Source organism: Nesterenkonia populi (assembly GCF_007994735.1).
Classification (GTDB): domain Bacteria; phylum Actinomycetota; class Actinomycetes; order Actinomycetales; family Micrococcaceae; genus Nesterenkonia; species Nesterenkonia populi.
Map to the genome: position 1 here is coordinate 1,343,669 of NZ_VOIL01000001.1, position 21,791 is coordinate 1,365,459.

Sequence of the window (21,791 nt, forward strand, 5' to 3'; positions counted from 1 at the left end):
CTGATGTGATCATCCCCCTAAAATATTTGAGGTAGACCTGATGAAGAAGATCATCGCAAAGGCTTTCGCAGTAGCCGGTGTTGCAGGTGCCATTGCCCTCGCCCCTGCCCCTGCTTTCGCTTACGCTCCGACCCCGTCTGATGACGTCATTGTTGTCACGATCGATGTTCCCATTTCTGTTGATTTCGCTCCGGTGTTCGAGCCAGGGGAGCCGGTCGAGGTCACACTGACCGGTATCAACGGCGCATCCCAGAGCTTGGCTGCTGTTGGAGAAGTCTCCAGCACCAGCACCACCACCACTGCGGACGCACAGGGCGCTGCGAGTGTGACGGTGACTCTCAACAGTCAGGCTTCCGGCTCCTACGAGCTCACTGCTGTGGGTGTGGAGAGCGGTGCCGTGGACACTGTGACTCTCACTGTTGATGGTGCTGCTGCCGCAGGTGCTGAGGCCCCCACTGCTGGAGCTGGCGTTGCAGATGGTTCTGAAGTCCCCGCTGCTGAAGCCGGCGGTGCAGATGGTGCCCAGGCTGGGGATACAGAAGCTTCCGGTCCCGTCGGTGATGGAGAGCTTGCCACCACTGGTGTAGATGGTGCTGCAATGGGCCTTCTGGTCGGCGGCGGCGCTCTGCTGCTCGGCGGAGGTGCCATTCTCGCGGCGCGTTCGGTGCGCAAGCGGGAGGCGCAGGTCTGACCTCACACTAGTTTTAGTCTTTTTAAGTGGCCGTCTGCTCTTAGGTGAGTGGACGGCCACTTTTGTCATCCGGAGCCTACGCAACCCCAATGTCCTGTATATTGGTTTAGAGTTAAAGTCTTACCTAGGTGATGTCTGAATGGTCATAGTGCTGGCTTGTTGAGGCGTGTTGTCGAGGGGTGTCTTACTGGATGAGCACAGGCATGGACGTGCGGAGGGGCCCTAGCGTTTCTGAGGAACGGCGGGGAGCAAAGCGGGGGGAGTGGTCTGCCCCTTCACAGCTGGAGGCTTGGCGCAGGGATTATGCCCGCCGTCTGATCATCACCGACTTCTTCGCTCTTTTGGCTGTAGTCGTCGGTGTGCAGCTGACGTGGTTGAGCTTTGGGCACGATGCTGAGTACCGCTTGCCGCTGGCTGGTGAGGGCTATATTGATTATGGGGTAGTCTCCGGCCTCATCGTAGTGGTGTGGATGGCTACTCTGTGGCTTACAGGTTCCCGTCATCCTCGGGTTTTGGGATCTGGATGGCTGGAGTACCGGATCATTGCTGATTGGGGTATCCGTCTTTTTGCCGCAGCCGCGACGCTTTCGTTTTTGCTGAAGCTTGATCTGGCGCGGGGCTATCTGCTTCTGATTTTCCCGTTTGGGACTTTGGCCCTTTTGCTGGGCCGGTGGCTGTGGCGTCGGTGGCTGCATCGTCAGCGGCGCACTGGGCGGTACTCGCGACGGGTGCTGCTCATGGGCTCGCCGGCTTCAGTGGAGCACATTGCGGGTGAGCTTTCTCGCCAGCCGTGGGCCGGCTATCAGGTGGCTGGAGCGTGTTTGCGACATGATCTGGCCAATCTGAATTCGGAGATCGCCGGAATTCCTGTCGTGGGGGATTTTAAGACCGCGCGTGGAGCGATGCAGGAGATTGGGGCTGATACGGCGATTGTTACGAGTTCGGATGACCTGGATCCATTGCGGGTCAAGGAGCTGAGCTGGGACCTGGAGCAGGGGAAGTACTCCTTGATCGTGGCGCCGAGTCTGACGGATGTAAGTGGTCCGCGGATTCATAGCCGCCCGGTGTCTGGGTTGCCTCTGCTGCATGTGGAGACTCCGCAGTATTCGGGTCTACGCATGGTGGTTAAACGGTGTTTCGACGTCGTGGTGACGCTGGGAATTCTCGCGATGCTGGTCCTGCCGATGCTGGTGATCGCTGTATTGGTGAAGCTGACGTCGCCCGGCCCGGTGCTCTTTAAGCAGGACCGGGTGGGGTTGAAAGGCGAGCCGTTCCGGATGTTGAAGTTCCGCTCGATGCGGGACGGCGCCGATAGGATGCTGGGCCAGCTGGAACAGTCGGACAAGATTGATGGGTCGAGTGTCCTTTTCAAGATGAAGGAGGACCCTCGTGTGACCCGGGTGGGTAAGGTCCTTCGCCGGTGCAGTCTGGACGAGCTTCCTCAGCTGTTCAATGTTTTAGGGGGCAGCATGTCTTTGGTGGGCCCCCGTCCGTCGCTGCAGCGGGAGGTGGAGCAGTATGATCGGCACGTTCACCGCCGTTTTCTTGTGAAGCCTGGCATCACGGGATTGTGGCAGGTGAGCGGTCGCTCGGACCTTCCCTGGGAGGAGTCCGTGCGGCTTGACCTCTACTACGTGGAGAATTGGTCTTTGACCGCTGATTTGGCCATCCTCTGGCGGACGGCACGAGCTGTGGTCAAGGGCTCGGGGGCTTATTGATGGCAGATGTCAAGACGGTCGAAGTGAAGCCGCTGGGTCTGACTGTCACTCCTATGACAGCTGAGGAGACAGTGGAGTGGGTGACTAAACACTCGGGCAAGGGCCTGCTGCTGAACCATAACCTGCACAGCGCGTATCTCTATCAAAAGAGTCAGGTATTTCGGGACTTCTACGCTCGGGCGAATCGGGTTGTGATTGATGGAGCTCCTATTCTATGGCTCGCACGTCGCACTCCCTTGCGTCGGATAGGACCCACCCATCGGATCGGATCTACTGACTGGATCGCATGTCTGGACAAGGCGCCCTTGCCTGGTCGACTTTTCGTGTTCGGGGCCGAAGAAGTCAGCAATTGTGACGCTGTTTCGACCCTCCGCCAGACACTTTCACACAGCGGATGGCACGTGGAAGGGCGTGACGGCTACATCAGCTGGGCCGAGGCAGTCGAGTGGCTGCAGTCTGGCAAGCCAACGTTGGTCCTTGTCGGACTCGGTATGCCTATGCAGGAAGAGTTTTTGACTGAAGCCTGGGACGAACTTCCGGAGGCCGTTTATGCCACCGTCGGTGGAGCCATAGACTATATGGCTGGACACAATCCGCTGGCACCCCGTTGGATGGGACGCTTCGGGGTCGAGTGGTTGTGGAGGCTGGTGCATGACCCCCGTCGGCTAGCGCACCGCTACCTTGTCGAGCCTTTCAAACTCGGCTGGTCACTGATGAGGAATGGTCGATCCCGTTCGGCCACCGCACAATCCCCGACCCCGGAGTACAAGTAGTCATGTATGCAGTTATCGATGGCGGTGTACCGCCCCTTGGGCGCGTGCGGGTCAGTGGGGCGAAAAATTCCGCGACACGCCTGCTCGCCGCAGGATTGCTGTCTGATGAGCGCGTGGAACTCCAGAATTTCCCGACTCAGCTGGTTGATGTGGGCCACAAGGTGGCGTTTGCTCGGACCTTGGGTGCCGATATTCAGATCAACGAGGAATCCGAGGAGCTGGCACTCAACGCTTCGGGCTTGGTATCCCGGATGCTCTCACGCGAAGAGTTCGATGTTCCCATTCGTACTACTTATCTCCTGGCAGCCGCGCAGTTAGTGCGAGGAAGTACTGCTCGCATCCCCTATCCAGGAGGGTGTGCGATCGGTCCAGGCGCTTCGGGCGGACGGGGCTATGATCTGCACATTTTGGTGTGGAGAGCCCTCGGTTGTGTAGTGCGGGAGAGAGAGGACCACATTGAGGTAATTGCCGGGAGCGGGTTGGTCGGAGGAGAAATCAATTTTCCCAGCAGTACGGTCGGGGGAACCGAGAATGCCCTGCTCTGTGCTGCCGTGGCTAAAGGTGAAACACAGATCCTGAACGCTTATATCACTCCGGAGATTGAGGATCTCATTGCACTCCTCCGCCGGATGGGCGGTGACATCTCCGTCCATGGCACGAGCCACATAGTCGTCCGCGGGAGCAATGGAGTGTTAGGGGGCGCGCGTATGCCGGTAATGGCCGACCGGATTGAAGCGTTGACCTGGATCGTTTTTGCCATCCTTAGTCGTGGACAGCTGACCGTGGAGGGCGTGCCGTTCGAGTCGATGAAGGTGCCCCTCCTGCACCTTGAGCATGCAGGAATTGACCTGTTCCGGAATTCCACGTCGGTTCACGTCACTCCGGCTTCTCTTACAGAAGGACGGGTGCAGCCCTTCGAGCTGGCCACAGGGGCGCACCCCGGTGTGATCTCAGATATGCAGTCCTTCTACGTCCTTCTGGGACTTGTTGGGGCTGGGACTTCGAGAGTGCACGATTACCGTTACCCGAAGCGGATCGCCTTCGTCCAGGAGCTGGCAAAACTTGTTGATGGGGATCATCTCGAAGCTGAGCGAGGGAAGATTACGGCCCATGGTCCGGCAGAGTTTGTGCCTGGCGTTGCATTCTCCACGGACCTTCGTGGCTCGATGGCGGCTGTTATCGCTGCTCTCTGCGCCCCTGGACGCTCTGTCATCAAGGATGTGCATATGGCACTGAGGGGCTACAACAATCTTGCAGCGAAGCTGACGGGTGTGGGTTCCCGCATTCAGGTTTTCGACGACGATGATCTCACGGAGCGTTGATTCGATGACGGTTTTCCCCTCCCTCGACGCAGCAGTTCTTGCTCGGCTGGAAGAAGCAGTTCCCGACTTGGTGTCGACTAGAATCGAGTTGTCCCGCCTTTCCCGTTGGCGCATCGGGGGGAATGCTGATGCACTGGTGGAGCCTTCCAACGAGCAGCAGGTTTCTGCCGTGCTCCGAGTATTGCTCGAGAGCAAGACGCCCTATTGCGTCGTCGGAGATACTTCGAACCTTCTCTTCGATTCTGAGGGGCTCCGGGGTGTGCTAATCCGTATAGCGTCCGAGATGAGTGGTATCAATATTGAGGGCCGTGATGTAGCGGTCAAGGCAGGAACCTCGGTCCCTAAGTTGGCACGCAGAGTGGGAGCCCGAGGCTTGACAGGGATCGAGCACACGGTGGGCATTCCGGGAACGATCGGAGGCCTCGTTCTCATGAACGGCGGCAGCCAGCGTAAGGGAATCGGCTCGCACGTGACCTGGGTACGCTATGTTGACACTAACGGCGAGGTCAGAGTCATCGCCCCAGATGAGTGTCACTTCTCGTACCGCAGCTCGGCCCTCCAGACACGTGGCGGCGTGATCGTCGAGGTTGGGCTGCGCCTTGAAGAGGGTGACCCACACACCATTAATGCTGAGATGGATCACATCGTTGAGTCGCGTCGGGCTCGGTTCCCTGAGGATCACCCGAACTGCGGGTCAACGTTTCTCTCGAATCCCGCTATGTACTCGACGGCCGGCCCGCCAGGCCAGGTAATAGAGCAAGCTGGCTTTAAGGGGAAGCGGATCGGTGGCGCCCAAGTCTCACCGCAGCATGCCAACTTCATCAACAACGTGGGCGCAGCAAAATCTGACGACGTTCTCGAACTGATCAGACAGATTCGTGAGACAGTGCGAACTCGCACAGGCTTCGTCATGGACTCAGAGGCTAGGTACGTGACCCCAGACTCTCGAGTCCTGCCTGTGCATGAAGAAGCGGATCGGCGACCGCCGTCAGTTGCAGAGTCCCCAGACGAGCACCCCGGTGCAGAAGCTGCGAATTTGCCAGTGTTGAAAGAAGGTATCTAGTGGCCTCGATCGCCATTATGTCGATGCAACGCATCTATAACTACGGTTCCTCCTTGCAGGCATATTCGCTTGGGCGGATGCTCGAGGAAGCCGGCCAAGGAGTGAAGGCAAGTTTCATCGATTACATCCCGGGTGAGGCCTTGATTCGAGACCATGCTGCCGTATCTGGAGGGGAAGTGGGCCGGTTGCTTGCCAAAGTGCGTAAATACGGTCAGGTTGATACCAGCGTGAAGAACAAGCTTCGCTTCTTTAACCACAAGCGCCACTACGGAGCCCGGTACTACCCGCTCGTCGGCATTGAGGCAGAGAAACGGCATAGTACGAGCGTAGACCTTCAGGTCATTGGCAGTGACGAGGTCTTCAACTGCGTGCAGTCCAACGTCAATGTCGGGTTCTCTCCCGACCTGTTCGGGATTGGTAGTGACGCCCGGTACGTCGCCTCGTACGCAGCCTCCTTCGGAAACACCACACTGAAGAAGCTCGATGACGCCCGAGTCCGGGACCAGGTGGCACGCGGGCTGCGGAGCTTCTCCGCAGTGTCCGTACGGGACCGGAACTCGGCGAACATCGTATCCGAACTGGTGGGTCAAGAAGCCCCCCCGGTGCACCTAGACCCGACCCTGGTGTACCCCTTAATGCAGGATCCACAGATTCCCCGTGGACGATTACGGAATGAGGACTACCTGATTGTCTACGGGTATTCCGGCAGGTTCACTCGAGATGAAAACGACGCAATCAGGAGATATGCAGACAAGCATGCTTTGAGAGTTTTTGCTTTCGGCGGTTTGCAAAAATCCGCGGACGAGTTTATTGACTGTAGTCCGTTCGAGTTGCTGGCCTACTTTCGAGATGCCAGTGCAGTGGTCACCGACACTTTCCATGGGACAATCTTCTCTGTCATCAATGAGGTGCCGTTCGCCACCAGCATTCGACGAAGCCAAGGAGATGGTTACGGAAACGAGGAGAAGCTCAGCTATTTGCTCCAACGACTTGGATTGGAATCCCGAGCCCTCATCGCCCCAAACGCGCTCGACCAGCTCCTCCAAGAGCAGGTGGACTTCACCGATGCCCGAGGCATCCGGGAAGCCGAAGCTGTTCGCTCCCGAGACTACTTATCCAGAATCTGCCGCGAGGCTGGGATAAGGAGTGGCGCCGAATGACGAGTCTAAAGGAAAGATTTCTCGAAGAGCTCCGTTACGGGTATTCGGTTCACAGTGGCGTCTTCCCCGCTGTCAATCATCGCCTTTGGTCAGAACTCAACGAGTATGGCCAATACGAAGCTCGTATCGACGCAGAAACCCTGTCCGATAGTGAGTTGATTGAGCTCGCAAGCGTGAGTGCTATGTCGAACCATGAACTTAATGAAGATCATCTCGCTAAGCGACTCTTCGAAGATGTCCCCGAAATTAAGCATGAGCCCTTGATCGGCTACTACTCGGATATTTACGCAGGTCACGCAAAAGGAGGTAACTACAGGGAGGCTGGGAGCTCTGGAGGGATTGCGACCTGGCTCTTGGTCCAACTACTTAACGAGGGACTGATCGACGGTGTGATTCATGTTCATCCATGTGACCCACATAAAGATGGGGTTCTGTTCAAGTATGCCATCTCATCTACTGAGGAGGCAGTGCGTTCGGGGGCCAAATCGCGGTACTACCCGATGGATCTGTCGGAGGTGTTGAAGGCGACCCGGGAACACGGTGGCAGGTACGCCGTCACTGGAATCCCGAGCTTCATCACTGAACTGCGTCTACTGGCTGCACAAGACCCCGAGTTCAGCCGTGCTATTGCGTACACCATCGGGCTCATCTGTGGACATCAGAAGAGCACTAAGTACGTAGAGGCGATCGCGTGGGAGCACGGTATTCGTCCGGGCGACTTGCGGTCAGCCGATTTTCGCAAGAAGGTTGAAGGGAAGATGGCGAATGAGTACATCACCGAACTTATCGGATTCAAGGACGGTGCTGAGATAACCATCGCCAAGGAGGCGAGCGAAGTCTTCGTTAGCAGCTGGGCCCATGGCTTCTTTAAACCGAAGTTCTCAGACTTTACTGACGACCTGTTCAACGAAACTGCAGACGTAGCGGTGGGTGACGCTTGGTTGCCGGAATATCAGGGCGACTACCGTGGTAGTAATCTGCTCATACTTCGGCACCCAGAGTTGGCAAGAATCATCTCGCGCGGCGTCGAGACGGGGGATCTCTCATTGGACGTGCTCTCAGCAAACGACGCTGTTGCTTCCCAATCCGGTCTGGTTCGCCATTCGTACCGCGAACTGCCGTACCGCTTAGCTAGGGCGGACAGGCGAGGCGCGTGGCGCCCACTCAAACGCCTTGACGCAGATGGGAGTCTCAGTCGCTTACGTAAGAACATACAAGACGTTCGGGAGCGGATCTCAGAGCAAAGTCATGTGCATTACAAGAAGGCCGTGGAGCTTGACGACTGGAATTACTTCGTGCAGAAGATGACGCCACTCGTGGACAAGCACAACGCGCTTTATACGATTACCGAGACTAGGAGGATTCTGCGGAAAGGGCCGACTTTTCTATTCAAGCGAGCTCATCGGGAAATCCAGCGGCGAATGCGACATGCTCGGGACAGGCCGGGCCGAATTTCAAGGTGATCGATTATGTAAGCTTGTCGGTGATTCTAAATCTGCGCCCAATGCTTGACCCTGAGGTTGCAGGCTTCCTTGAGCTTAGGATCTCCGATTAGCCCAGGCATTTCGCTGAAGGATAAACTCGACAGACTAAGCCTAACGTGCTACAAGTTAATCAAACAGATCTGCGCGAAATACTGAAATATTCAACTGCGACATGCAATACGTGAGAGGAATAAAAACTCCGCTTAATCTAAATCATCGGCATATAATGCGTCCGGTGCATCGTGTTAACATACATTTAAATTATTTACGCAGCTATCAGGGGTAAATTCGCGGGACTGTCTAGGGGCCCATCGGCGGGCAAAGAAAATTTCATCAACCCGACCAGGGCTGGGGGCTCAATGACAGCAAGCATCTAACTGGGCTCTTAGAGTGCGATGCTCGCCCGCGGTGGGATGGCGGTTAGCAGTCCGGCCAGGGTGCGGCGCAGTTGCTCCAGGTTCTCCATAAGGTACCTGCCGGTCGGGAAAGGAACTCATGAAAATTCTAGTTATGAGCACCAACGGGACTACCAGAGATGGGATTACCTCCTGGACAGTTCAGACTTTCGGATTGATGAATCGACGTGGTATCAACACCATCGATACTATCGCGTTTGACGACACACCTGGTGACCTGCTCGATGAACTTCAGATTGCCGGAATCTGTTCCCACATACTGCCCTCCCGCAGACAGAGGCCGTTCGCATACATGCGAGCTCTTCGTGCGCTAATAAAGAAAAATCAGTACGAAGTGATCCATATCAATGGGAACAGTGGAACGGTGGCCATAGAGCTCGCATGCTCTTTGGGCACGACTGCAAAGGCTCGAATAGTGCACTCGCGCAATACTCAAGGGAAGCATCCTATTATGGACCGGGTCTTGCGTCCCGCTGTGCATGCCCTGTGCACTGACCGAGCGGCCTGCGGTCGTGACGCCGGGAAGTGGCTCTTCGGGGAGAGAGACTTCACAGTACTCCCTAATGGACGAGATCTAAGCACCTATGTTTACTCGGCCACGGGCAGGGACGAAGTCCGTGCCGAACTAGGTCTCACGCCACAACACATAGCTGTCGGTCACGTCGGCAATTTCAATCCGGAGAAGAACCATAAGTTCCTAATAGAGGCATTCGCACAAGCTCGTCTGCGGAACCCCAAGTTACGGCTCTTCCTCCTTGGGGACGGAAACCTACGTTCTAGCATTGTAGAACAGGTGCAGGCTTACGGGTTAACAGGGGACGTGACCCTTCTTGGTCGGACTCCCAGGGTTGCCGAGTATCTGACAGCATTTGACCTAGCTGTCTTGCCTTCGACGCACGAGGGATTCCCCAATGTCGTAATAGAATCACAGCTCAGCGGCCTGCCGATACTAGTAAATTCGACCGTGACTGATGAGTGTGCCGTCACCGAACTCGTTCATTCTATTCCTGCTAATGACCTGTCAAGGTGGGTCGAGAGAATTCAGGCCGCAGCGCCGATAGACCGAGAACCAGCTTCACGAGCTGCGCGAGAAAGACTCAAGAGCGCCGGTTACGATGCAGAAACAAGTGCTCTAAGACTTCGTGATTTATATGACAGCATTGCGGAACGGGACCGAGTACAGCCCACCAGCTCTTGAGGGAAGCAAATCCGGCGCTAAAGCTGAGGTGTAACGAAACTCTCATGTTTTACGAGTTAGTGAGCGTATTCTGGGAGTCTATCGATGATTGGAACGACATAGATGCATCATAGAGACATCATCTTCGTAAGCAACCAACTATCGAATGGTGGAGCGGCTCGAGTCTTGACGGTGCTCGCCAATGGCCTCGCCGCGAGAGGACGCCATGTGGGCATACTCTCTTTTCATCCAGCTGCCACCGAATACTACCTTGATCACTCCGTTGTGAAGGTATATGGCCCCCAGGGGCCGAAAGCCTACTCGAAGCTAAAACAGATTCTCTGGATAAGAAGGGCCGCTAAGACAAATTCGAAGGCGGTATTTATTTCGTTTGAATACTTCATAAATATTAAGGTGTTATTTGCTTGCCTGACCCTACCGAATCGAGTGATCGCTTCTGAGCGTAACGACCCCGCAAGGGTCGGGACCGGTTTTCCCCGGGACCCTCTTAGGAAACTCCTCTATCAGACTGCGGATCGACTAGTGTGCCAAACCGACGAAGCAGCAGGCTACTTCTCCGACAAGACTCGGAAGGCCGTGATTATGAATCCGCTGACGCCAAACTTGCCCGACCCGATAATGACGAAGCGACGAAAAACTGTCGTTAGCTTCTGTCGCCTTGAGCCTCAGAAGAACTTGGACATGCTGGTAAAGGCTTTCGCTACATTCCACATCAAGTATCCCGAGTACACACTTGAGATCTATGGTGAGGGCAGTCAACGATCTGCGTTGAGCGGACTAATTGACTCACTGGGACTGAGGGGTGTCGCACGCATCATGCGGGCCACTCAGGATATCCATGAGATCGTGCGCGACTGCTCCATGTTCGTCTTACCGTCTCATTACGAGGGATTATCAAACTCGATGATCGAGGCCATGGCCCTCGGGTTGCCAACAATTTGTACCGATTCCCCTTGCGGAGGTGCGCGCATGGTGATCCAAGATGGACAGAATGGAATCCTTGTCCCAGTCGACGATACGTCGGGGCTCTTGCTGGCCATGGAGAGGGTGGCGGCAGACGAGACTTATGCAACAAGGATCGGGGAGGCTGCAACAGAGATACGCTCCCAATTATCCCAAGATACTATTTTATCGCAGTGGGAAGACCTGATCTTCTCAGGAGGGGGCCCCAATGGTGACTAGGTCGCGTATTTCTAGTGAGGGATGGGGCGTGGCGCTCGTACCGTTTGAATATTGTTCAATCGAGTGTTTGCCGGGTGCAGGAGGATTAATTCGAATGGACGGTGGTCGCTGAAATGGCGAGTCAGGGCTTTCCTGCGCGTGACAGCCTGTTATCCATACGGGCTGGAGATATCGCAGTAGTCGTCTACCTGCTCTCCACAATCGTTGCGACCGATGGCTCTCTCTTAGCTCAGTCGAGTAGAATACTCTTGGTTTTCATTGCGGGCCTCGAATTCATAGTTAGACCACGGGTTCCGTTTCAGCTGGTGATTTGGCAGTTCGCCTTCGTTGGCTATGTCGTTGCTTCGGTGTTTTGGGCCTTTTCAGAGGAGCATGCCGCGACAATGGCACAAACTGTCGCGGTAAATGGTTTGTGTGTGGTCGCTCTAGCCTCCTTGCTCTTTAGAGATCCGGCGAGGCTTCGGCTAGCAGTTGTATGCATTATGTTCGCTCCGACTTTGTTAATGCTGAGGGTTGCAATTGCTGACGGCTTGTCGATCTTTTTTACTGTGCGGGGCACTGACGTTGCGAATGCGAATTTCGTTGGGCAGTCGGCAGCCTATGCCTTTGGTTTGGCATATCTATGCTGGTCACAATGGACGCTGGTTCCAAGGTCGCTCGCAGCCCTTTTATTGATTTCAAACGTATCTGTTGTATTACTCTCCGGATCGCGTAAGGCACTTCTCATGGTGGTCTTGGTCATCCTACTATTTACGGTACTCCACAACGCTAAAACAGGCATGCCGCGATCGATGAGAATTGGCGGGTTGGGATTGGTCTGCTTTGCTGCATACCTGGCGCTGATTAACATCCCGATGCTCTATTCCTTTGTCGGGCAAAGGTTAGAGACGATGGTTAATGGAGTCCTTGGACGTTCAGGCGAGGTAGATGCAAGTACAGAGACCCGGGTAGGCCTCATTGAGCGGGGCCTCGATTGGTTTCAAGCGGCACCTTGGTTTGGGCACGGTGGAGAAAACTTTAGAGCCCTAATGGAGGCGTATTTCCCCACGCAGACGGCCTACCACGCGCATAATAACTTCATAGAGGTTCTCGTGAGTTACGGGATAGGAGGTTTCATCCTCTTCTACTGGATCTATGTGGCGATAGTAGTGAGTGGGCTTAAGCACATCAACTCGTTGCAACCTCTTCAGGTCATGCTTTTGTCGCTAGTACTCACGCAGTTGGTGATTGAGTATGGTCAAACCACTTATTATAGTAGATTTTATGTTGCCTTTATTGCTGTTTCTTGGGTCGCCTTGTGTTCCTGGACGCTTCAAGACGAAGATGCTTTAACCGAAGCCAGACGAGTCCGGAGATAAGGTTTCAGGACGATGAGGAAGTTCTGAATCAAATCGAGGGGCTTATAATGGCGTGGCTGGGCAACTGAGTAAAGGGCGAGATATGACGGTACCGCACTACGGATGTTGTACGCCGCTGCGACTGCCCTGGCGCCGGAGCGGTCGTCGTTATGAATGGCCCTCGCAATATCGTCAATTGAGCATTGATCTGCTCTCGGAAGCTCGGATCGCTCAGAGAAGTTCCGTCGTCCGAGTTTCCGCCAATTTTGGTTAGTAACTAAAACTGGAAGCTCGGAATTATTTAGCATGGCTAGTACGATTCTATCTGCGAGCGCTGCTTCAATGAGACTGCGCCCAGTCCCCACCACGATAGTGGCCAGAGACAGGAGTTCGGAAGCATTTCGTGTGAAGTGGGGGTCGGTCAAAATGAGAGCATCTGTCCCTGAGATCTCTCGCAATTCCCGGTATGTTTCCTCGTCCTGAACGGTTCCAATGATCAACGCGACGGCATCATGGCCCTCGTTCTTTAGTCGCCTGGCGAGCGCTACCGTCTGGACCGCTGATCTCCTGTAGAATAGTCCGATTCTGCATATGCGCATGACGACGAGGCGCTGTTCTATAAGCTCCTTCAGCTCAGCAGTTCTACTCATGTCGGTAATCGGGGCTGAACCGCGCTGAGGAATTAGATGTAAACGTGATCTAGATAACTTTCGAGACTCACTGTAGTGTGTCTTGTTCTCCTCGCTAAAGAAGACGATGTCCGGCGCAAAGGGATAATAGGACTTAGGGTTTGGTCCGCCAGGCTTAGTGTAGTAGGACTTAGCCCCGCGTCTTGCTGCGATGACGCGGCCAATAAAGTGAGCCTTGTCGTCAAACGAGTGGACATGGCTTGGCTGGAGGCTCTTGCTGAGTGCGAGAGCACGTCGGAGGGCCCCGAGGATTCCGTGCTGCTTCACGTTAATGAAGTGAATGTCCGTGGTGGTGTCTTGCAGAGCTTCGGGGAAGACGTCTCCGATGGCTAGTACATTGATCTGAGTGTCGCCCCATTCATCGTTGAGCGTTCGAACCGTTTCGCGCAGGCTGTAGTAGTGGCCACCGTGTCCGGTGTTGACCGATGAATAACAGGAGATAAGGTAGAGGATTGACCGCGGAGGATTGACTCGCGGGTCACGTTCGTGTGTTGCTTCCATGCTAGTCAACTCCCTGTGATGTGTGCGGATCGATGGCGCCAGAGGTATCACCATGCAGAGATCGAGTTTGGGGCGGTTCTCGTATTTGCTCTTTACGTCTTGACTCTATTCGGCGTAGGAGTCCAATCAAGGGCCTCCATTCTCTCAGGCCTTTCGTTGGGGCTATTATTCCATCGGTGCCGCCCTTTAGTCGCACGTATGGTGGGTCAACGAGGGGAGAACCGTCCACTGTAGTCGCAACTCAAGACTCGTTAGTCTTAGTCGGCGGGCGCAGAGTATGCAGAATGAATGAAACTTCAGATCTCGTGCGCTTTGATACCGCCAGGCTCGTCAGAAGGACAACGCCCGCCGCCGTTAGCCCCAGAAGGAGGAGGGGCAGGCTAGGCAGCGGGACGAAAGTCGCGGTCAGATACGCAGCTAGACCGGCAGGCGCTCCTACGAAGGTCACGATGCGGAATGCTCGTGTTAGCAGAGGACCGGTCTTGACGCCGGTATTGCGCCCGGCCCAGAGCATCGAGAACACCCAGAAGATTGCATAACCGAATACACTTCCGACCGCGATGCCGGTCGCTCCCCAAGGGATTCCGCAGCAAATCGCGAGGATGATGATCGGTTGACCGATTAAGTAGCTCATGAAGAGAGAGCGAGATGACCCTTTGGCAACTTGTAACCAAATGGCTATCTGCTGGATTGCGCGGAAGACGGAGCTGATGGCGAGGATCGCGAACAGTGGTGCTGCCTGGGCCCATTCTGGCCCTAGGAGCACGTCGATAATTGGGCCTGCGAGGCCGGCTGCAATGCAGAGTACGGTCGCCGTGACGTAACACGCGACTAGTTGTGCCGAGCGGATTCCTCGTTCGAATCGTTGCTCGTCATCCGCAACCCGTGCGAGCACTGGAAGTGCAACCTTAGTCATAGGTGAATTGATTTGATTCACAGGCGTCACCGACAGTCGGAACGCTCTGTCATACAAACCAAGTGTTGTTGGACCCCAAAAGCGACCAATTATTATGCTGTCAACGTTTCTAGTCATGTATCCAAGTATTTGGCTTCCGAGAAAACCCAGCCCGAAAGATATTAAATCCCGCATCCCTTCTGTTTTTCTCGGTAAACCTGGAAACCATTTGGCGAGAGTTGTACTGCACAGTAGGTTTGCCAGTGGTCCTGTGAGCTGCAGCACTATCAATGCTGCAAGCGAATGTCCCGCAGCAGCGACTGGGATAGCTGCTGCCAGAGCCACTATTGGTGGCAGAACATCACACACGGCGAGTGCTCGAAACCTCAACTGTTGACTGATGGCAACCCTGAACTGCACAGTGACTCCGCTTACCAGATACGCTAATGAGATCCACTGAACGAGAATGACTAGGTCATGCTGTCCGTAAAACGCCGCGATGGGCCAAGACAGAAGGAAGATAACCAGTGTTAACCCGGTTCCGGAGGCAGTATTCAGCCAGAAGAGATTTGACCTTTGCTGCGATGTGAGGTTTGCGCTTCGGAGCGCCGCCGTGGAGAGGCCGAAATCTCTGAGTATCTCCGCAATTCCAGTGAACGCAACGGCCATGGCTAGTAGCCCATATGACTCGGGGGAGATTAAACGAGCGAGGATCGAAACCTGCAGGATCTGAATCATGATGCGCGCAATCTGTGCGCCCATCGTGATCGTACCTCCGTGGGCTGCGGTCGCTGAGAGGCTCTTTTGCGCCATTACAGGAGGCCTAGCTTTGGGGGGGCGGCCGTAGGCAGAGCACGGTGGTCAACCTGCTGTTGGGCAGGTGTAAGCAGTGCATCTGCGTTGCCGTAGCGCGCCTCAGCGGCCTTCGTGAAGCCTGTCCGAGTAAGCCCTATCTTGCGGCCAAGGTCAATTAGCTCCTGGATATCCTCAGAAGGGGGCGAACCGATTTCGGTTATGAAGTTTGCAAGCGCAGGCAAAACCTGGCCTCGACCCACCTGCGTGCCCTTGGGTTCTGCTTCACTGGGCCGACCGAGAGGTTCCATGATCGAGTACCTGTCAGGTTCGGGGCGAAATCGAGATCCGCAGTAATCGCTACGTACACGGGGGGCTTTTTGGATAGGTCTAGTGTGGGCAAGAAGAAACACTTGGCTAGCTGGCAAATCGAGTTTTGTCGGGCGCGAGTTCTTCGCCAGCCGCCCAGCGCAGCTGGGCTTCTAGGCCCTCCTGCAGAGAAGTCTTGGGCACCCAGCCAGTGATTTTCCGTAGTAAACTTCCGTCGCCGCCGGTACGCTTAACATCTCCTGCGACTTTCTCGGCGTAGATGATATGCGGTTCACGGCCAGCGGCCTCGCTCAGGAGCTGCAACGTCTCATTTACTGAGGTGAACCCGCCTCCAGCCACGTTCATGACGATTCCAGGCTCTAAGCCCTGTTCCGCAACCAGAATATTTGCCTCCACTACGTCGTCAATGTAAGTGAAGTCGCGAACCTGGGTGCCATCGCCGTATACATGGATTGGTTGACCACTCAGGATCGCGCGAGAAAAGCGTGTGAATGCCATGTCTGGACGTTGTCCCGGGCCGTAAACGGTGAAGTAACGGAGAGAGACCGTCGGCAGATTGAACTGGGTTCCGTAAAGGCTCCACAGATGCTCAGCGGCGAGTTTGGTAACACCGTAGGGGCTTCGGGGACGTGGTAGGACAGCCTCATCTGTGGGGTGGACTTCAGCGTCGCCGTATACGGAGGAGGAAGACGCGTAGACCATACGGCTGATGGTAGGACTATGCCGCGCTGCCTCGAGCAGGCGCTGTGTTACCTGGATGTTGGCCTGGATATAGTTCCCGAAGTCTTCACCCCAGGAATTGCGCACGCCAGGTTGTCCAGCTTGATGGAAAACCCAGTCGACATCCTCCAGCAAGGGGATTAGCGGCAGAGAGCCTAAGTCTTCCTCGATGAATGTGAACCGTTCATGATCTATCACCCGTTGCAAGTTGCGAACTTTGTGCTGGGTGTCGTAATAGTCACTGATTGAGTCAATGCCAACTACTTCGTGACCGTCGTTTACGAGACGCCGGGATAGATGGCTGCCTACGAAGCCGGCAGCCCCTGTGACGAGTGCTTTCAAGTTCGCCCCCCTGTAATGGAACGTGCATTTACTGGTCAAATCGTATCTGACCATGCAGGCTGATGGGGCCGCCGCAGGGATATGTGGCAATTTGACGTGGAGCGCCCCGGCCTGGTGAAGACTCCCAAACCAAGAAAATGGGAGTCGTTGTGCCAGCGCCACGGAAGTACAGTGATCGATGGGGGCTGATGCAGGGACAGGTGACATCTTGACCTGTTCCTGCATCAGCCCCCCGTTTGTTTCTCCGATCTAGCTTCAAGCACTGCGCACGGTGGCAACCTCGTAGGGTTTGAGTATGAAAAGCACTCGACGACGCAGGGGTTGGCGTCTCTTGGGATTCGGCGTCGTGATCAGTGCGTCGATCGTGACAGCACTCTTCGTCCTCAGCCTATGGTGGACATTCTGGCCGCCCCAGGACGCCCCTGAGCACGTCGAAGCCGATGCTCTGCTTGTACTAGGGCCCCACGGAGCCCGAATGGCAGACGCGGACAAATTCATGGATGTCGGCCTCGCCGAGACTCTCGTCATCGCCACCTCAGGAGAATGCGAAGATGAAGCCGCCTACCGCGTCGTCTGTTTCCGCCCCGACCCGTACACCACTCAAGGCGAGGCCATCTTCCTACGAGACATGGCTGAAGAGCACGACTGGGACTCTGCGGCGGTGATGACTGTGGACCACCATGTCACCCGCAGCCGACTGCACATGAACCGCTGTTTCGACGGAGACCTCTACATGATCGGCGTCGAAGCAGAGGGCCTCTGGGGCAGCTGGTGGCGCACCTACCTTTACCAGAACACAGGACTAGCACATGCGCTCATCTCCCCAGGCTGCGAAAGCGAACCCCCAGGCTGGCTTGAAGACCTCCGCGAACGGGCCAAAGACATCGTCCGCACCTGAGGTGGGACCAGCACAGCACCTCACGCCAGCGGCCACCGGGAGTACGCGAGAATCAGTGGCTGCTGACAGCCTTGCGGAGCTGAGTGATCGCCTCATCCGGGTCCTCCGCTGAGTAGACCGCAGAGCCGGCCACGAAGGTGTCCGCTCCGGAATCTGCAGCCCGCAGGATCGTCTCGGCGTTGATGCCGCCGTCCACCTGAATGGCCACCTGACCGCCCATGTCATTCGTGGCCTGCCGGGCGCGGCGGATCTTCGGAAGGATGATGTCCAGGAACTCCTGGCCGCCGAACCCCGGCTCCACCGTCATCAGCAGGAGCATGTCCAGCTCGCCCAGCATGTCCAGGTACGGCTCCACAGCTGTCGCCGGCTTCAGCGCCATGGCCGCCTTAGACCCCTGCCCGCGCAGCTCTCGCGCCAGACGCACCGGAGCCTTCGCCGCCTCCGCATGGAACGTCACCGACTCCGCACCCAGCTCTGCGTACTGCGGAGCCCACACATCGGCGTCGTCGATCATCAGGTGGATGTCGAGCGGCAGATCCGTGGCCTTCCGAATAGCCTGAACGACGGGCAGACCCAGCGTCAGGTTGGGCACAAAGTGGTTGTCCATCACGTCCACATGCACCGCGTCCGCACCGCGGATGCGTCCCAGCTCAGCCTCAAGGTTGGCGAAGTCCGCGGACAGGATCGAAGGGTGAATAGCAGTCATACCTCGATCCTATGCGGTGCTCAGCCGGCGGGCTCGCACTCGTTGTTGGTGTTCGCCGCCTGCTCGAGGATCACCGTCTCGCCGCGGTCCTGGGCCTCCATGAGGTACTCGGCGGTCAGCTCCGAGCCGTCAGGCTGGGTCGGCATCTGAGTCTCCTCCGACTCCTCGGCAGGCTCATCGTCAGCCACCGCAGGGTCATCGTGGTCCGGGGTGGGGCCCGGCGGTTCGCCCTCCGGGTCAGCAGCATCCTCGGGAGAGTCCGGCTCGGTCTGGCCCTCGTCCTCCTGCGTGCCCTCGTCAGAGCCATTGTCGTCCCCATCAGCGTCCTCATCATCACCCTCGTCGGCGATCAGATCATCCACGCGAGCCTGGATCTGATCAAAGTCCGGGTAGGTGGAGAACAGATCGCCTGCGCTGCCGAAGTCCGGGGCTCCCAAGGTCAGCCGCTGCGGGGTGTGATCCTGCGCGTCCGCGGCAAGGTTCACCAGGGAACCCAGCTGGGACTGCGGGAGGTTGGTCTGAATCATGCTGTCGCCGGCCTGCATCACTTCAGTGAACCGGGTCAGCAGGGTCTGCGGGGTGAACTGGCCGATCATCGCCTGCTGGATGCACTGCTGGCGCTGGATCCGGTTGTAGTCGGAGCTGAAATCACGTGACCGGGCGTAGGAGAGCGCCTCCTGGCCGTCAAGCTCCAGGGTGCCCGGCTCGAACCAGGCGTCGCCCCAGGAGCCGTCCGGGCGTTCGCCGCGGTAGGGGACGAACCCGCCGGACTCCACGGTGATCCCGCCCATCGCGTCAATGAGCTCCTCGAAGCCATCCATGTCCACCATCACGTAGCCGTGCACGCTGAGGCCCAGGGTTCCGGAGACTGCGTCCATCATCGCGGCGGCGCCGGGATCCTCAGCATCCGGGTAGAGAGAAGCGTGCTCGTTGTGGACCTCGGGGTAGAGGAAGTTGATGATGCACTCGTTGCCGCAGTTGTACCCGTTGGGATACACCTGACTCATCGGCGAATCGGAGGGGAACTGGGCGTTCTGGAAGTTGCGGGGGATGGAGAACAGGATGGACTCGCCGGAGGAGGCGTTCACCGAGACCACGTGGATGGAATCGGGGCGGATGGGCTGGTCGCCGCGCTCCTCGTCACCGTCGGAGCCCATCAGTAGGAAGTTGTACCGGCCCTCCTCCGCGGGAACCGCAGGCCCGCTGTTGAAGATCCCGGCAAGGGCGAGCCTGCCCTGATGCATCATATTGGCCCCGTAGGCGAGTCCGCCGCTGGTCAGCCCAGCCAGGACAAGAAGCACAAGGATGACGAGCCAGCGCGGCTTCGGCGCCAGAGAGCTCACGCGGATCAGCCGGAAGGTGTCCAGCCAGAGGATCAGCCAGCCGATGGCCAGGCCAGCGAGCAGCACGGTGGCCACCCACATGACGAAGGGCTGGGCCAGCGCGTTCAGCAGGGGGCCCCGCATGAACATGAACAGCACCGCTCCCAGCAGCACGGTGAACCAGCAGGCCACTGTGACTGCCAGCGCCGCCCGGCCCAGCTTCCGGGACCCGGCGGTGATCTGCGCGCCGCCGGGGACGAACAGGGTCAGCGCGATGAGGATCAGCGCCCGGCGCAGCCGCTCAGCGGGGGAGGCCCCCCGCGGCTGCCGGACGACGTCGGACTTCCCCTCGAACTGGTGGTAGGTGATCCTGGGGGTGTCCGCTCGTGAGGGATGGGGCGCCCTGGGCGTGGGCGTGCGCGGCGTGGGTGCCACTCAGGCCTGACCCTCAGCAGCACGCGGGCGGAAGGTGGAGAGCTCCGCAGCCTCCGCCCGGAGGGCTTCGCCCTTGGCGTGCGCGGAGGAGGCAAGCTCGGCCTGAAATTCCACGAGCTGGTCCCGCAGGCCCGCAGCCAGCTCACCTTCCCCGGCGGCCAGGGTGCGGACCGCCAGGAGCCCGGCGTTGCGCGCCCCGCCCACCGAGACGGCGGCCACGGGGACCCCGGCAGGCATCTGGACGATGCTCAGCAGCGAGTCCATGCCGTCCAGGTGCTTCAGCGGCACCGGAACCCCGATGACAGGAAGGGGCGTCACGGAGGCCAGCATTCCGGGCAGGTGGGCCGCCCCGCCTGCGCCTGCGACGATGACCCGCAGTCCGCGGGTGTGAGCCTGCTTGCCGTAGTCGATCATCTCGGAGGCCATGCGGTGCGCGGAGACGACGTCGGCCTCGAAGGGGACGCCGAATTCGTCAAGGGCCTCAGCGGCGGCCCTCATGACGGGCCAGTCCGAGTCGGAGCCCATGACCAGGCCCACGAGCGGACGCTCTGTGCTCTCTGCGCTCATGCGGTGCCCTCCACGAGGATCTCGGCCACCTCAGCGGCGGTCTTGCGGGCTCTGCCGAGGCGGGCGCGAGCAGCGTCATAGTCCTCGTTGGGCTTGGTCGTCTGGGACAGGATGTTCACATGCCCGATCTTCCGGCCGGGCTTGGGCTCTTTGCCGTACAGGTGGATCTTTGAGTGCGGGGAGCGCTGCATCGCCGCCGGCACGGCGCTGTGCAGGTTCTGGTTGGCGCCGCCGAGCAGGTTCTTCATCACCACGTGCCCGCCGGCGCCTCCGGTGACCTCGGTGGCGCCCAGCGGCAGGCCGAGGACCGCGCGCAGATGCTGCTCGAACTGGCTGGTGGCGGAGCCGTCCATCGTCCAGTGCCCGGAATTGTGGGGCCGCATCGCCAACTCGTTGACGTAGATCCCCGAGGGTGCGGCGTCGCTCGCGTCACCCTCGGCCACCTCGAACAGCTCCACGGCGAGCATGCCGGTCACACGGAGCTTCTCGGCGAGGATGCGCGCGATGCGTTCGGCCTCGGCCAGGTGCGCCGGAGAGGTGCGGGGCGCGGGGGCGACCACTTCGTCGCACACACCATTGGTCTGGGTGGACTCCACCACCGGGTAGGGGGCGACGGCGCCGTCGCGGGTCCGTGCGATCTGAGCCGACAGCTCCCGGGTGAAGGGCACCTTCTGCTCGGCGAGCAGGCCGGTGCCCTCCTCCTTCGCGCGGTCGAACCATTCGATCGCCTGGGCCACGGAGGCGGCGTCACGGATGATCATCACGCCTTTGCCGTCGTAGCCGCCGCGCGGGGTCTTCAGCACCACGGGCCAGCCGACTGCGTTCCCGAAGGACTCCAGATCCTCAGCGGTGCGGACCTCCGACCACCGCGGGTTCGGCAGGCCGAGCTCTTCCACCGCCCGACGCATGGCGAGCTTGTCCTGCGCGTACACCAGTGCAGCCGGCGTCGGGTTGAGCACCCTGCGCTGCTCCTCGAGTGCGGACAGCACCTCCGCGGGGACATGCTCGTGGTCGAAGGTGACGGCGTCGCACCCTTCGGCGAAGGCCAGGACATCGTCCACGTTCCGGTAGTCGCCGATGGTGGTCCGGGGGATCACCTGCGCGGCGGAAGCATCGGGGGAGCCGGCCAGCAGCCGCAGCTCGATGCCCAGCTCCACGGCAGCCGGGGCCATCATCCGGGCCAGCTGACCGTCTCCGAGCACACCCACCGCAGGAACAGAAATCTCAGTCACAGTCACCCATTATGCGCT

General features: G+C 58.0%; 18 protein-coding genes. 11 read left to right on the forward strand and 7 right to left on the reverse strand.

All coding sequences use genetic code 11. From position 1 onward, the window contains the following. Positions 1–40: 40 nt before the first annotated feature. The 10 genes from FWJ47_RS06255 (at position 41) to FWJ47_RS06300 (ending at position 12,365) form a co-directional block, all read left to right on the forward strand. A complete protein-coding gene (locus FWJ47_RS06255; RefSeq protein ID WP_147105625.1) occupies positions 41–691 on the forward strand; it encodes a hypothetical protein in 651 nt (216 codons plus the stop codon). A gap of 359 nt (positions 692–1,050) precedes the next feature. Beyond that, positions 1,051–2,409: a sugar transferase gene (locus FWJ47_RS06260; RefSeq protein WP_246126186.1), complete on the forward strand. Its 1,359-nt coding sequence runs from the start codon at positions 1,051–1,053 to the stop codon at positions 2,407–2,409. Further along, positions 2,409–3,182 carry a WecB/TagA/CpsF family glycosyltransferase gene (locus tag FWJ47_RS06265; RefSeq protein ID WP_147105628.1) on the forward strand — a complete coding sequence of 258 codons (774 nt, stop codon included), beginning with the start codon at positions 2,409–2,411 and terminating at the stop codon, positions 3,180–3,182. Before FWJ47_RS06260 ends, FWJ47_RS06265 begins: the two co-directional genes overlap by 1 nt. Before the next feature lie 2 nt (positions 3,183–3,184). Continuing rightward, the gene (locus tag FWJ47_RS06270; protein ID WP_147105631.1) at positions 3,185–4,504 is read left to right on the forward strand and encodes a UDP-N-acetylglucosamine 1-carboxyvinyltransferase; all 1,320 of its coding nucleotides are present in this window, start codon (positions 3,185–3,187) and stop codon (positions 4,502–4,504) included. Between the two features lie 4 nt (positions 4,505–4,508). Next, positions 4,509–5,567, forward strand: a complete 1,059-nt coding sequence (gene murB, locus FWJ47_RS06275) for a UDP-N-acetylmuramate dehydrogenase (protein ID WP_147105634.1) — start codon at positions 4,509–4,511, stop codon at positions 5,565–5,567. Further along, complete coding sequence (locus tag FWJ47_RS06280) at positions 5,567–6,727, forward strand: polysaccharide pyruvyl transferase family protein (RefSeq protein ID WP_147105648.1); 1,161 nt, start codon at positions 5,567–5,569, stop codon at positions 6,725–6,727. Before murB ends, FWJ47_RS06280 begins: the two co-directional genes overlap by 1 nt. A gap of 182 nt (positions 6,728–6,909) precedes the next feature. Then, positions 6,910–8,190, forward strand: coding sequence for a Coenzyme F420 hydrogenase/dehydrogenase, beta subunit C-terminal domain (locus tag FWJ47_RS06285; RefSeq protein ID WP_147105651.1), 1,281 nt, complete (start codon positions 6,910–6,912; stop codon positions 8,188–8,190). A gap of 531 nt (positions 8,191–8,721) precedes the next feature. Continuing rightward, the gene (locus FWJ47_RS06290; protein WP_170228506.1) at positions 8,722–9,825 is read left to right on the forward strand and encodes a glycosyltransferase; all 1,104 of its coding nucleotides are present in this window, start codon (positions 8,722–8,724) and stop codon (positions 9,823–9,825) included. 102 nt (positions 9,826–9,927) lie between these two features. Further along, complete coding sequence (locus tag FWJ47_RS06295) at positions 9,928–11,007, forward strand: glycosyltransferase (protein ID WP_147105656.1); 1,080 nt, start codon at positions 9,928–9,930, stop codon at positions 11,005–11,007. 101 nt (positions 11,008–11,108) lie between these two features. After that, positions 11,109–12,365, forward strand: coding sequence for an O-antigen ligase family protein (locus FWJ47_RS06300; RefSeq protein ID WP_147105660.1), 1,257 nt, complete (start codon positions 11,109–11,111; stop codon positions 12,363–12,365). Here FWJ47_RS06300 and FWJ47_RS06305 read toward each other — a convergent pair. The 3 genes from FWJ47_RS06305 to FWJ47_RS06315 all read right to left on the reverse strand — a co-directional run bounded on the left by FWJ47_RS06305 (position 12,320) and on the right by FWJ47_RS06315 (position 16,613). Further along, positions 12,320–13,534 (reverse strand): glycosyltransferase family protein, encoded by a 1,215-nt coding sequence (locus FWJ47_RS06305; RefSeq protein ID WP_147105663.1) that lies wholly within the window; start codon positions 13,532–13,534, stop codon positions 12,320–12,322. The two genes, FWJ47_RS06300 and FWJ47_RS06305, sit on opposite strands and share 46 nt — an antisense overlap. Before the next feature lie 241 nt (positions 13,535–13,775). Next, positions 13,776–15,242, reverse strand: coding sequence for a lipopolysaccharide biosynthesis protein (locus FWJ47_RS06310; protein ID WP_147105666.1), 1,467 nt, complete (start codon positions 15,240–15,242; stop codon positions 13,776–13,778). A 396-nt stretch (positions 15,243–15,638) separates the two neighbouring features. After that, complete coding sequence (locus FWJ47_RS06315) at positions 15,639–16,613, reverse strand: NAD-dependent epimerase/dehydratase family protein (protein ID WP_147105669.1); 975 nt, start codon at positions 16,611–16,613, stop codon at positions 15,639–15,641. Positions 16,614–16,977: 364 nt separating this feature from the next. Between FWJ47_RS06315 and FWJ47_RS06320 the strand changes: the two genes are divergently transcribed. Beyond that, positions 16,978–17,511, forward strand: a complete 534-nt coding sequence (locus tag FWJ47_RS06320) for a hypothetical protein (RefSeq protein WP_147105674.1) — start codon at positions 16,978–16,980, stop codon at positions 17,509–17,511. Between the two features lie 52 nt (positions 17,512–17,563). Here FWJ47_RS06320 and rpe read toward each other — a convergent pair whose 3' ends face one another. From rpe to FWJ47_RS06340, 4 genes are read right to left on the reverse strand one after another with little or no spacing between them, the layout of a single operon-like run. Then, entirely contained in the window at positions 17,564–18,217 is a 654-nt protein-coding gene (gene rpe / locus FWJ47_RS06325) for a ribulose-phosphate 3-epimerase (RefSeq protein WP_147105676.1), read from the reverse strand. 20 nt (positions 18,218–18,237) lie between these two features. Beyond that, positions 18,238–19,974, reverse strand: coding sequence for an LCP family protein (locus FWJ47_RS06330; protein ID WP_246126187.1), 1,737 nt, complete (start codon positions 19,972–19,974; stop codon positions 18,238–18,240). Continuing rightward, positions 19,975–20,541 carry a 5-(carboxyamino)imidazole ribonucleotide mutase gene (purE, locus tag FWJ47_RS06335; protein WP_147105680.1) on the reverse strand — a complete coding sequence of 189 codons (567 nt, stop codon included), beginning with the start codon at positions 20,539–20,541 and terminating at the stop codon, positions 19,975–19,977. After that, positions 20,538–21,773, reverse strand: coding sequence for a 5-(carboxyamino)imidazole ribonucleotide synthase (locus tag FWJ47_RS06340; RefSeq protein WP_342779657.1), 1,236 nt, complete (start codon positions 21,771–21,773; stop codon positions 20,538–20,540). The genes purE and FWJ47_RS06340 overlap by 4 nt, the downstream gene beginning before the upstream one ends. Positions 21,774–21,791: the final 18 nt, after the last annotated feature.